This is a genomic window from Flavobacterium sp. KACC 22758, assembly GCF_028736135.1.
Taxonomy (GTDB): Bacteria; Bacteroidota; Bacteroidia; order Flavobacteriales; family Flavobacteriaceae; genus Flavobacterium; species Flavobacterium johnsoniae.
The window spans coordinates 1,454,815-1,466,582 of the sequence record NZ_CP117878.1; the positions used below are offsets into that span (position 1 = coordinate 1,454,815).

Sequence of the window (11,768 nt, forward strand, 5' to 3'; positions counted from 1 at the left end):
GTTGTCCTACTGATTATGTAGTTAATTTTCTTTTTTTAATTTTTTGAAAAAGTCTTTGTTTAAAGACTATGAGTTTTGTTTTTTATTTCCGTAGAAATAAAGTGAATGATTTGTGATTTCAATATCAAAAATTTCTTCGATAGTCTTTTTGATGGTTTGAATTCTTGGATCGCAAAATTCAATTACTTCACCCGAATCAGTCATAATGATGTGATCATGCTGTTTATCAAAATATGATTTTTCGTAGTAAGCCTGATTTTGTCCAAATTGATGTTTTCTAACCAAAGCGCAGTCTAACAATAACTCGATCGTGTTGTAAAGCGTAGCCCTGCTCACACGATAGTTTTTGTTTTTCATTTTGATGTATAGGTTTTCTATATCAAAATGCTCCTCGCTATCGTAAATTTCCTGAAGTATAGCATAACGCTCAGGAGTTTTGCGATGCCCTTTTTGTTCAAGATACAATGTAAAAACATTTTTTACAATTTCTTGATTCTTAGTGTTGTCAGTTGAAATAAGTGTCATATCCGGCAAAGATAATTTTTTATTTTTAATGAATAAAAGTTTCGGGTTTAAAGTTTCGTTACAAAATTCTTATAGTTTCCCTAAAAAGTTAGGTTCTGTACTCTCTTGTAACCTTATCAACGCCGTCAATTTTCTTAATGGCATTGATCATTTTTTTCAAAATGGTATTGTTTTGAACAATAACAGCAACCTGTCCGTGAAAAATTCCGGCATCAGTACTCAAAGAAATACTCTGAATATTAACGCTCATATTGTTTGAAATTACACGGGTTAATTGATTGGTAAGTCCTAAAACATCCATTCCTGTAATATTGATAATGGCTTTAAATTCTTCCTGAGAAGAATCGATCCATTTAGCACTCATAATTCGGTAAGCATAGTTAGACTGCATTCCAATAGCATTTGGACAGTCTTTTTTATGCACTTTAATTCCTTCGTTGATCGTTACGAAACCAAACACATCATCACCCGGAATTGGATTACAGCATTGCGAAAGTTTATAATCGAGTTTGTCATGCTCTGTTCCAAAAACCAGCATGTCGTAATTACTGCTGATAACTGGTTTGTGAATATCCTCTGCAGCAGTTGTATCTTTATTTCTTTTGATTTTATTTTTGAAGAAATTGATAAACGTATTGCTTTTTTGAGCTGCGTAATCTTTTAACTGCTGATTTTCGATTGCGCCAATTCCTACTCGGTAAAATAAATCTAAACTCGTTTTTAATTTGAAAAAGTTAACTAACTCGTTTGTTACTTGTTCGTTAAGCGTAATTTTTAAATGTTTCAGTTTTCTGGTAAGTAATTCTTTTCCTTCCTCGCCAATTTTTTTGGTGTTCTCGTTAAGAACGTTTTTAATTTTATTTTTTGCTCTCGAAGTCGTTACATATTCCAGCCAGTTTACGGTTGGTTTTTGGTTTGGAGAAGTAATAACTTCAACCTGATCACCGCTTTTTAATTCATGATTTAAAGGAACAAGACGCCCGTTTACACGAGTTCCTCGTGTTTTAATTCCAATTTCAGAGTGAATGCTGAAAGCAAAATCCAGAGATGTTGCGCCTTTTGGCAGTGATTTGATTTCTCCTTTTGGCGTAAAAACGAAGATTTCTTTTGAATATAAATTCATTTTAAAATCTTCAACAAAGTCTACAGCATTGGTTTCAGGATTTTCCAGAGCTTCACGAAGCAAATTCAGCCAGGTATCAAGACCGCTTTCTTCGGTTGCACCATTTTTATATTTGTAATGCGCTGCATAACCTTTTTCGGCAATTTCATCCATACGCTCGCTTCGAACCTGAACTTCAACCCAGCGTCCTTTTGGTCCCATAACCGTAATGTGAAGCGCTTCGTATCCGGTTGATTTTGGAGATGAAATCCAGTCACGTAAACGGCTTGGGCTTGGTCTGTAATGATCAGTTACTATCGAATAAATTTTCCAAGCGATGAACTTTTCATCATGCGGATCTGCTTTGTATACAATTCGCAGTGCAAATTTGTCATAAACTTCATCGAAGCTTACATTTTGCGCACGCATTTTTCTACGAATCGAGTAGATTGATTTTGGACGGCCTTTTATAATATAATCAATGTTTTCTGCATCAAGAGATTTTTTGATTACTTCAGAAATGTCGTTTATATACGCATCCTGCTGCTCTTTAGTTTCTCTAATTTTGCTTACAATATCATTATAAACAGCGGGTTCTGTATATTTTAAACCTAAATCTTCAAGTTTGCTTTTAATGTTGTAAAGTCCCAGACGGTGGGCAAGGGGAGCATAAATGTATAATGTTTCCGATGCGATTTTGGTCTGCTTGTATTCTGCCATCGAATCCATTGTCTGCATATTATGAAGACGATCGGCTAGTTTTATTAAAATTACGCGGACGTCATCATTCAGTGTCAGGATCATTTTACGGAAATTTTCCGCCTGCATTGATGCATTTAAATCTTTTTGAACTAATGAAATTTTGGTTAAACCTTCAACCAGCTGCGCCACTTTAGGATTAAACATACGCTCGATATCTTCGACCGTAATAGGAGTATCTTCAACAACATCGTGCAGTAACGCTGCGGCAATAGAAGTCGCACCCAGACCAATTTCTGAGGCTACAATTTTTGCAACTGCAATAGGATGAAAGATATACGCTTCGCCAGATTTGCGTCTTTGTTCTTTGTGAGCATCAACAGCAACATCAAAAGCTTTTCGAATTAATTTTTTATCAGTCGTGCTTAAAGTCTGGTAACTAATTCTTAGTAATTCCTTGTATTCCTGCGCAATAGCTTTGTTTTCTTTTTCTATATCAATTTCTGTCATAACGGCATAGTTCAAGTACTAAAAATAAGAATTAGTTAGAACATACACAAGGGAATGGAGTGTTGATTTTAGAAGGTAAATTTTAGATTTTTTCAGAAATAAATTTCCAATTTTTTAAATCCCAAATGTAAATTTCAATCTCAAAAATCAATCTCAATTGCAATTGCAATTTAAAATAGTTTAAAAAACACCAAATAAGTAAAGAGAAACAAATTTGAAAAAGGAGCAAAGCAACTTTTAGAAAATCTAAAACCCTCTTTGTCTTTTAGCTTCAAAAATTAAAATAGCGGCTGCGACAGAAACGTTCATGCTGTCGATTTCTCCCTGCATTGGAATAATGATGTTCTGCGTTGCTTCGTCACGCCATTTCTGAGATAAACCAGTGGCTTCTGTACCCACAACTAAAGCTGTTGGAGCAGTGAAGTTTTGAGTATGATATGAAGTTGAATTTTGTAAGGTTGCCGAATAAAAACTGATCTTTTTTTCTTTTAAAAAAGCAATAATTTCTTCGGTTGTTCCGGTTGCAATTTGATTGGTAAACAAACAGCCAACGCTGGAACGCACAATATTTGGATTGTATAAATCACTTTTTGGGTCAGCAATTAAAACGGCATCAAGATTTGCAGCGTCGGCAGTACGTAAAACGGCGCCCACATTTCCTGGTTTTTCTAGTGATTCGGCTACTAAAATTAATGGATTATCAGATAATTTTAAATCGGATAATTTTAATGATTTGGTTTTGGCTACAGTCAAAATACCTTCGGTCGTATCGCGGTAAGCCAGTTTTTGATAGACTTCTTTGTTGATTTCGATTAATTGAACCGACGAACCAACTAATTTGTTTATTTGATTTTCGGTAACTAAATCGGGTAAAAACAAAACGGTTTCAATTTCATAACCGCCTTTTATGGCTAATGAAATTTCGCGTTGTCCTTCAATTAAAAATGTTCCGGTTTGTTTTCTTGCTTTTGCTTTTTCCTGCAATAAAGCAAGCGATTTTATAAACGGATTTTGAACTGAAGTGATTTGTTTCATTTTTTGAGCGACTAAGATTCGAAGGCGCTAAGGTACTGAGATTTTTTTAAAAGTTGCAAAGAGACAGAGAGACAAAGAGGCAAAGGTTTTTTTTCTGTCACGAATTCACGAATTTTATATTGATTTCGAAACCAAATAATTCGTGAATTCGCGACGACAAAAAAACTAAATTATTTTTCAAAAAGTTCTTTAACTTCAGTTTCTACAGGATGATTTGTTGTGAAATTATACCCCATGATTTTTGCAATGGTTTGAGCGAATTGCTTTTGATAGAACTGAGAATCTGTTTTGATTTCGCCTTTTGGGGCAATTTCCGGCCCCATTGCAGCAAACCAAATTTGTGATGCGCCTTCAATATCAGCTCCGTGATCTCTCCATTGCGATTTTATTTTGTCGCCTCGACCGTGGTCAACGGTTATAAATAAAGTTGTTTTGTTTTTGTACTGCGGATCATTTTGCACAAAATTCCAGATTTCCTGAATCCATTTATCGACTTGGTTCGCTGCATCCAGATACGACCTGTAATCGCCATGATGCGCCCATTCGTCGGTTTCGCCATAAGCGATGTATAAAACTTTTGGTTTCTTGGTTTTCAATTCACCCATAGCCTGATAATGCGTAAAAACATCCAGACATTCATCTTCATGAAAAGGCTTAAACGAATTATTACGCATTTCGTTTAATAGTTTTTGTGTTTGTGTTGGTTTGTTTCCACCCACATTGTCAAAAGCAGAAATTACAGGAAATCCGCTTCTTTCTTCATTTAAAATTCGATCAAAAGCATCCCACGCGCCAAAAGCGGCAGTTTTGCCTTTTAGTTTTGGCTGTTTATTTAAGAATTCCAAAACATTTACATTTGGATTGGCTTTGTAACCGTTTGAATTTACGTTTACATCAACATTTCCGGTCATGATTTCGCTGTATCCGGGATAGCTGAACCAATACGGATTGGCAACATCCACTTTGTTTCCTAAGTCACGATTACCGTAAATCTGTCCTTTTGATGCAATTTCCGACCAGAAAAAAGGCATAATTTTTTGGCGTGATGTTTTAAAATCCTGACCTGAATATTTTTTGTAAATGTAAGTACTGTCTCCCTGATTGAATTTTTTATCGTTGGCAATTGCTGTGTCTAAACCTTTATAAACTTCCTGCCATCTAAATCCGTCAGTAGTTATAATGATAATGTTTTCTGTTTTTTGTGCAGAAGATAAAAAGCTGGTTAAAATGAATAGAATTAGAATTGATTTTTTCATTCCTTGTAGTTTTACAAATTAGAAGATTAAAGATATTTATAAAAAACAGAATGTTTAATTATTCAGTTTTAAGAAATAAACATTTTTTATAATTCTTCAGTTTTTGAAAAAAGAAGATGCTGACAATTACTTTTTCTGCGTTTTTAAATATTTAACTGCTTCTTCCAGTACGCTGTCTCTATTGTTTAAATAGTCGTTTAGAGTAGGTGCAATTTCTATATCAGGTTTTATTCCATAGCCTACAAATTCCCTTCCGTCTGGATAAGTATCTTTTTTGGTACAGACTCTGGCATATCCGCCACCAGGCAAATCAAACAAAAAAGGCTGTCCTGTACTTCCATATGATTTTTCGCCCATTTTAATCATATGTTTTTGATTATCGGCAAAAATCAAGAAATCTTCAGCTGCCGAAGCTGTATTATGACCAAGTAAAATTACTGTTGGAACCACAATTCTTTTAGCATTTAGTTGAATTGTAGTTGGATTATATTCAAGATCAAAATAAAATTGATCGTGATAACACAAATAGGCTTTTTTCTTCCACGGAATGTTTATGGTGTCTTTAGCATCAATGTATTTTCCCCATGCTTTGTAAGCCGGAAGATGATCTCTGGTTTTTTGGCGCGATCCGTAAAGAATAGTATCGTTTGTCAGATATTGTAATATATCACTTCCAACATTGGTACTGCCTCCTCCGTTACTTCGTAAATCAACGATTAACGATTTAGCTTTATATAATTCAGGAAGTTTTGTAACGAACAAGCTGTCAATTTTTTCATCACTAAATGAATTTAGCGAAATATAAGCTGTCTCTTTATTTACCCATTTAAAATCTAAAAGTTTTTTTTCGGTTTCTGCAGGGAAGACTTCCTTTTCTTCTGTTTTTTTATGCGTTAATGCCAGTTCAATAATTTTTTTATTGGGCTTTTTTATTTTAACTATAAAAGTTTCTCCTTCAAGCCCTTTTAATAGATTCGAAATACTCAAATCTTTTAAAACATAATCGGTAGAAGAAGAGATATATGGAGCAGTATTTTCATCAATAAATTTTTGGGTTGATTTTCCATTTACTTCAATGATTTCGCTTCCCACCGGAATTTCATCTTTTTTGCTGTAATTTGTTCGGATTATTATGGCTTTGCCTTCAATATTTTTAATGAAAAGTTTGTAGTCTCCAAACATCGCAGTCATAGGTTCAATGCTTTTTGGAAAATAAACATTTGTATGTCCGTCTTTTAATAAAGCACAGAATTTTTGAAGTTCACGGTAATATTCGTAATCGTTTTTTGTGTTTTGAACTATTGTAATAAGCTCTTTATATCGATTATCCCACATTGTTCGGTCAACTTTATCGAGATAGACAAAATTGTAATTTACTTCCTGCCAGAATTTTGAAAGTCCGTAGACTTTATCGCTTGGTGTTAATGTATTTGGGATTTGTCCAAAAAAAGGTGTTGTAAACAATAATAAAGCAGTAATAAACAGCTGTTTCATTTATGTATTAGATTTTTTTGATTGATGATTTTTAGAAGAATAAATGATTTACAAAATCCCTCTTGATTTAATTTCCAAATACTTATTGATGGCATCTAAAGTTAAATTCTCAGGCTGCGTTAAAACCGAATGGATTCCGTATTTCTTTAATTCATTTGCAATTAATCGTTTTTCAAACATGAATTTTTCAGCAATTACTTTATCATAAACTTCCTGAATTGTATCGGTTTTTTTATTGATAATAGCATTTAATTCTGTATTCTGAAAAAAGACCACGACCAATAAATGGCTTTTTGCAATTCCTTTTAAATAAGGTAATTGACGATTTAAACCGTCCATGGTTTCAAAATTGGTGTACAGGATAATTAAACTTCTTTGGTTGATGTTTTTCTTAATATCAACATACAATCGGCTGTAATCACTTTCAAAAAAGTCGGTTTTAACGTTGTATAAAGTCTCCAGAATTTTTTGCATCTGCGAACCTCTTCTTTCTGCAAAAACTCTGTTTTCTACTTTTTTAGAAAAAGAGAAAAGTCCGGCTTTATCTTGTTTTTTCAGAATTACATTTGACAAAACTAAAGTTGAGTTTATCGCATAATCTAATAAACTTAAACCGTTAAAAGGCATTTGCATAACGCGTCCTTTATCAATTGCCATATAGACTGACTGTGATTTTTCGTCTTGAAACTGATTGACCATTAAAGCATTTTTCTTTGCTGTGGCTTTCCAGTTTAAAGTTCGAAGATCGTCGCCCTGAACATATTCTTTAATCTGTTCAAATTCCATTGTATGTCCAATTCGACGGATTTTTTTGATTCCGTATTGAAATAAATTATTCGAAAATGCCAGTAAATCGTATTTTCTTAACTGAATATAAGACGGATATGCTGGCACCATTTGATCTTTTGCAAAAGAAAATCTTCTCGAAATTAATCGTAACGGAGATGAAACATAAATATTTAAATAACCAAAATGATATTCACCGCGTTCTGTGGGACGAAGATCATAGCCAAATTCTTTTTGGTCTGAGGCTTGTATTTTTTTTACAATTTTAAAATCACGAACCTGAAACTGAAACGGAATTTCATCAATTATCTTAACCAAAATTGGAAAAGTATAATGGTTTTTGATTTGAACATTTATAGGATTTAAATCTCCATTTGAAAGTTTTTCGGGAGTAATTCGTTCTGCTTCAATTCCTGTTTTTGTGAAATATAAAATTAGAATATCAAGTCCCAGAAATGTCAATAAAACTAAAAGAATAAACCAAACGGCATTGTACAGATTTGGAAATATAAAAGCACAGATAAATAATCCTATAATGCCTAAAAGCAAATAGAAAAAGAAATTATTGAGATATAAACTTTTTATTAATTTCAAGTTTTCTTGGTTTTATGTTTTACTAATAAATTTTAGTGAATTCATCAAAATTAAAACCTTCAAGAGAAGCAATTTTCCAAACTCCGTTTTCTTTTACAACAGTGGTTTTGTATTTAAAATCACCTTTCCAGAACCAGGTCCAATAAAAAGAAGCTTTGTTGTTATCTACTTTAAGGTTATTGACTGCCATTGTTTTCCAATATTCATCCGGGTAATCCTGACAGCTGCACCACGGATTTGAATCATTTCCAAAAGGAGGCAGATCGCCTACAAGCCATTCTATTTTTTTATTTTTAAGATTGGCGTCAAGTTTTAGTGCAATTTTATTGTAATTGTCTAAAAACTGCTGTGAGAAGAAATTCGTTTTCTTCAGCGCTTCCATTCTTTTTTTATGTGCTGTTAAATCTAATCCGGTGTATTTGTCTCCTTTTTTGTTTGTAACTGGATCAAAATCAGTGTTATTGTTTTTTGTTTCAATCCATTGATAAGCTTTTCTAATTAAGCTTTCAATTTCTTGTTTGTCAGTTTTGAAATAAAAATTTTTATCATTTTTTAAATCAACAGAATCTGCAGGCTTAAAGCTTACCGCCAGAATCCAAAGTGAGAATAGGAGAAGTAGTTTATTAGTGTTCATTTTTTTTAGTTTTCAGTCTCGGTATACAGTTTTCAGTCGCAGTTTTTAGTCTCAGTGCTAAACTGTAAACTGAGATTGCGACTGAAAACTGCAGCTAAGAACTAATAATTATCTAGGTATTTCAACCGTTTCAATAATTTGTTTGATAATTTCCGAGCTTGTTATACCTTCCATTTCACGTTCTGGAGTAACGATAACACGGTGTTGCAAAACAGGAATTGCTGCTTCTTTAATATCTTCAGGCGTTACGAAATCACGTCCGCGAATGGCTGCGAAACCTTTTGATGCATTCAAAATTGCGATTGAAGCACGAGGTGAAGCTCCTAAATATAAAAAGGCATTTTCGCGTGTGTTGACTACAATTCGTGCAATATATTCTAATAAATTTTGCTCAACTCTAATTTGTTTGATTAAAGTTTGGTATTGATTTATTTCTGAAGCAGAGAGAATAGTTTTGATAGCTTCTAATTTGCCATGATCCTGCAATAAATGTTCTCTTTGGATAATCAGGATTTCTTCGTCTAGTTTTGGATAATCAATTGTAATTTTAAACAAGAAACGGTCTAATTGAGCTTCTGGTAAACGATAAGTTCCTTCCTGCTCAATTGGATTTTGGGTTGCAATTACCAAAAACGGAGTTTCTAATTTGTATCCAGATCCGTCAATTGTAATCTGGCGCTCTTCCATAACTTCAAAAAGAGCTGCCTGAGTTTTTGCCGGAGCACGGTTGATCTCATCAATTAAAATTAAATTAGAAAAGATTGGCCCTTTTTTAAACTCAAATTCTGAAGTTTTCAGATTGAAGATAGAAGTTCCTAAAATATCCGAAGGCATTAAATCCGGTGTAAACTGAATTCGGCTGAAGCCAATATTTAAAGTTTTAGAAAGCAGTTTTGCCGTAATGGTTTTAGCCACTCCCGGAACACCTTCTAATAAAACGTGTCCGTTTGATAAAATAGCAACCAAAAGCTGGTCGACCATTTTATGCTGGCCAACAATTACGGTTTCGATTTCTTTTTTAATCGCATTAACGTGATCTAAAAGAGGTGCTAAATTTAATCGTGTTTCAAAATTCACATTTTCATTTGTGATTTCTGTTTGTGATGTATTGATATCGTCCATGTTTGGTATGTTTTTCTAATTGAGTATTCTGTTTTTTAATGTAAAATCTTTTCTATGGCATTATTAATCCGGATTAGATCCGCTTCGATATTTCCATGGTAACTATTTCGATATTCGTTGATTAAAAGTACAAGTTCCTGAATATCTTTTTCGTCTTTACCGGTTTTATGATGCAGTTTTTTTACAAACTCGTCATCTAATTTTGTAGTATCGATTAAATATTCGGTTCTGATTCTTTCTAAGAAATAAATGATTTTTTTATCAATTATATTCTTGTGATCGCCTTCCTGATAATACAGGTTTCCAATTGTTTTGGTAAAATCGATTGTTAAATTAGACAATGGCTGTAAAATAGGAACAATTCGCTGTTTTCTTTTGGCGTTGAACAAAATAAAAACAAACATTCCGATTAGGAATAAATACCAAGCCCATTTTAAAGCCGGCTGGCTGAAAATGTATCGAAGCGGCGAAGCTGATATATTTTCATCATTTGGCGATTTTGTGTACCAAAAAACATCTCCTTTAGGAATATAGGATAACACCTTTTCGGTATATTGATAACGGTCTTTTTTGAGCAGATTATAATTTGTAAAAGCAACCGGATTTGTATGTAAAAAGAAATATCCGTTTTTATAAGGCACTTTTATAAAGTTGATATTTTTTTTGTACTTCGGATTTCCTTCGTAGCCTAAAACGGTTGTGTTTAAGGTGTCGATTTTAGAAAAATAATCGGCTATGTCACTTGTTGATTTGTATATTTTTGAACTTAGTTTTTTGTTTGCCATCCATACCGAAGCATCTTTGGTTTGCAGTAAGTTAGACGAATATTCAAATTTTAAGCTGTCTAATAATGTTTTAGGGAAATTTGTCATGCTTAAAAAAGCATTATTTCCGTGCGACACAAAATACAGGATTTCTTTTGCCGACTGATCGTCAAGATTATTTTGCTGTGAAATATTGATAAAAGTTCCTTTTACACTATAAGTTTCAACAAGTGTGTCTTCATTATATTTTGAATCTAAAAACTCATACGGCGTGATATCTGGAATTCTTTCAATTTTTTGATTTTTAAGAATACCGCCGATTTCTTTATCAAAAACATATAAACCATAAGGAATTTTGTCATTGACAGAGTAGGTTGGACGCCAGTCGATTGTTTTTTGTTTGTTGTAATCTCCAATTAGAATTAAGATTAATATAAAAACCAAAACAGCTATGTATATTTTAATGTTTTTACTCATCAGCTAAAGGTTTTTAATGCATTCTTAAATCTATTCTCGGTTTTATTGAATGTGGCATCATCAATTTCAAATTCGCCATACCAGATATAATTGTATAGATAAGATAGATAGGTAAACTCTTCTCTATGTTTAGGATTTTGAATTTCGTATAAATAATCTGAATTTGTTTTTTCGATATCCCATTCAATATAATTGTGCTGTGCCATTGTTTTTAAAAGCCATAAATAATAGTATCGCACAGCAGTACGTTTTTCTCCGGCTTCAAGACTTTCTTTGATTAATTTTTCAAAATCTAAAAGATGGATGTTTTTTTCAAGATCAGAGTAATAAACGTTTCTTTTATTAGCATTTTTGCCAAAAATCCATTGTCCTTCTTTATTGATAATGGCTTTTACAATTAAATAAATTACGACAATAATAACTGCTACGCCAATTATGCGAAGTAACATTACTGCAACATTTAAGGAAGTCTGCGGATCGTTAAAAGAAAAAAGTTTTCTTAACAAACTAGCAATCCAGTCTTTAAAACGGTCCCAAAGATTTTTTTCCGGCGCTTTTTGTTCGTAAACAAAATCAGAATCGGTATATTTTTTTTGGAAGTTTTTCGGGAAATATTTCGCTTCAACTGATTCAGAATCAATTTGAATATCTTTTTCGGTAAACTTAACTGAATCAATTTTTGGAGGTTCTTCCGTCAGCAAAGAATCCTGTGCGTTTGTAATACCGCAAAAGAAAAGAAAATATAAAATAAAGAAAATTCTATTCATTAC

10 protein-coding genes are annotated in these 11,768 nt (G+C 32.9%); all 10 read right to left on the reverse strand.

Annotated elements, in window-relative coordinates:
- Positions 1-66 precede the first annotated feature (66 nt).
- Positions 67-525 carry a Fur family transcriptional regulator gene (locus PQ462_RS06200; RefSeq protein WP_012024289.1) on the reverse strand — a complete coding sequence of 153 codons (459 nt, stop codon included), beginning with the start codon at positions 523-525 and terminating at the stop codon, positions 67-69.
- Positions 526-613: 88 nt separating this feature from the next.
- Positions 614-2,836 carry a RelA/SpoT family protein gene (locus PQ462_RS06205; protein ID WP_012024290.1) on the reverse strand — a complete coding sequence of 741 codons (2,223 nt, stop codon included), beginning with the start codon at positions 2,834-2,836 and terminating at the stop codon, positions 614-616.
- A 246-nt stretch (positions 2,837-3,082) separates the two neighbouring features.
- Positions 3,083-3,871, reverse strand: coding sequence for a TrmH family RNA methyltransferase (locus PQ462_RS06210; protein ID WP_274252762.1), 789 nt, complete (start codon positions 3,869-3,871; stop codon positions 3,083-3,085).
- Between the two features lie 170 nt (positions 3,872-4,041).
- On the reverse strand, positions 4,042-5,127 hold the full coding sequence (locus PQ462_RS06215) for an alkaline phosphatase family protein (RefSeq protein WP_274252763.1): 1,086 nt from the start codon (positions 5,125-5,127) through the stop codon (positions 4,042-4,044).
- Between the two features lie 126 nt (positions 5,128-5,253).
- A complete protein-coding gene (locus tag PQ462_RS06220) occupies positions 5,254-6,621 on the reverse strand; it encodes a S41 family peptidase (RefSeq protein WP_274252764.1) in 1,368 nt (455 codons plus the stop codon).
- A 48-nt stretch (positions 6,622-6,669) separates the two neighbouring features.
- Positions 6,670-8,001 (reverse strand): DUF58 domain-containing protein, encoded by a 1,332-nt coding sequence (locus PQ462_RS06225; protein ID WP_044047690.1) that lies wholly within the window; start codon positions 7,999-8,001, stop codon positions 6,670-6,672.
- A 22-nt stretch (positions 8,002-8,023) separates the two neighbouring features.
- Positions 8,024-8,635, reverse strand: coding sequence for a DUF3828 domain-containing protein (locus PQ462_RS06230; protein WP_274252767.1), 612 nt, complete (start codon positions 8,633-8,635; stop codon positions 8,024-8,026).
- Positions 8,636-8,743: 108 nt separating this feature from the next.
- A complete protein-coding gene (locus PQ462_RS06235; RefSeq protein ID WP_012024296.1) occupies positions 8,744-9,757 on the reverse strand; it encodes an AAA family ATPase in 1,014 nt (337 codons plus the stop codon).
- Between the two features lie 35 nt (positions 9,758-9,792).
- On the reverse strand, positions 9,793-10,998 hold the full coding sequence (locus tag PQ462_RS06240) for a DUF4350 domain-containing protein (protein ID WP_274252769.1): 1,206 nt from the start codon (positions 10,996-10,998) through the stop codon (positions 9,793-9,795).
- Positions 10,998-11,765 carry a DUF4129 domain-containing protein gene (locus tag PQ462_RS06245; RefSeq protein ID WP_274252770.1) on the reverse strand — a complete coding sequence of 256 codons (768 nt, stop codon included), beginning with the start codon at positions 11,763-11,765 and terminating at the stop codon, positions 10,998-11,000. Before PQ462_RS06245 ends, PQ462_RS06240 begins: the two co-directional genes overlap by 1 nt.
- Positions 11,766-11,768: the final 3 nt, after the last annotated feature.

What these genes read in the sequence shown, in the direction of transcription:
- PQ462_RS06245 (WP_274252770.1), bottom strand. Translation starts at nt 11,765, where the DNA reads ATGAATAGAATTTTCTTTATTTTATATTTTCTTTTCTTTTGCGGTATT.
- PQ462_RS06215 (WP_274252763.1), bottom strand. Translation starts at nt 5,127, where the DNA reads ATGAAAAAATCAATTCTAATTCTATTCATTTTAACCAGCTTTTTATCT.
- PQ462_RS06230 (WP_274252767.1), bottom strand. Translation starts at nt 8,635, where the DNA reads ATGAACACTAATAAACTACTTCTCCTATTCTCACTTTGGATTCTGGCG.
- PQ462_RS06240 (WP_274252769.1), bottom strand. Translation starts at nt 10,998, where the DNA reads ATGAGTAAAAACATTAAAATATACATAGCTGTTTTGGTTTTTATATTA.
- PQ462_RS06200 (WP_012024289.1), bottom strand. Translation starts at nt 525, where the DNA reads ATGACACTTATTTCAACTGACAACACTAAGAATCAAGAAATTGTAAAA.
- PQ462_RS06205 (WP_012024290.1), bottom strand. Translation starts at nt 2,836, where the DNA reads ATGACAGAAATTGATATAGAAAAAGAAAACAAAGCTATTGCGCAGGAA.
- PQ462_RS06220 (WP_274252764.1), bottom strand. Translation starts at nt 6,621, where the DNA reads ATGAAACAGCTGTTTATTACTGCTTTATTATTGTTTACAACACCTTTT.
- PQ462_RS06235 (WP_012024296.1), bottom strand. Translation starts at nt 9,757, where the DNA reads ATGGACGATATCAATACATCACAAACAGAAATCACAAATGAAAATGTG.
- PQ462_RS06210 (WP_274252762.1), bottom strand. Translation starts at nt 3,871, where the DNA reads ATGAAACAAATCACTTCAGTTCAAAATCCGTTTATAAAATCGCTTGCT.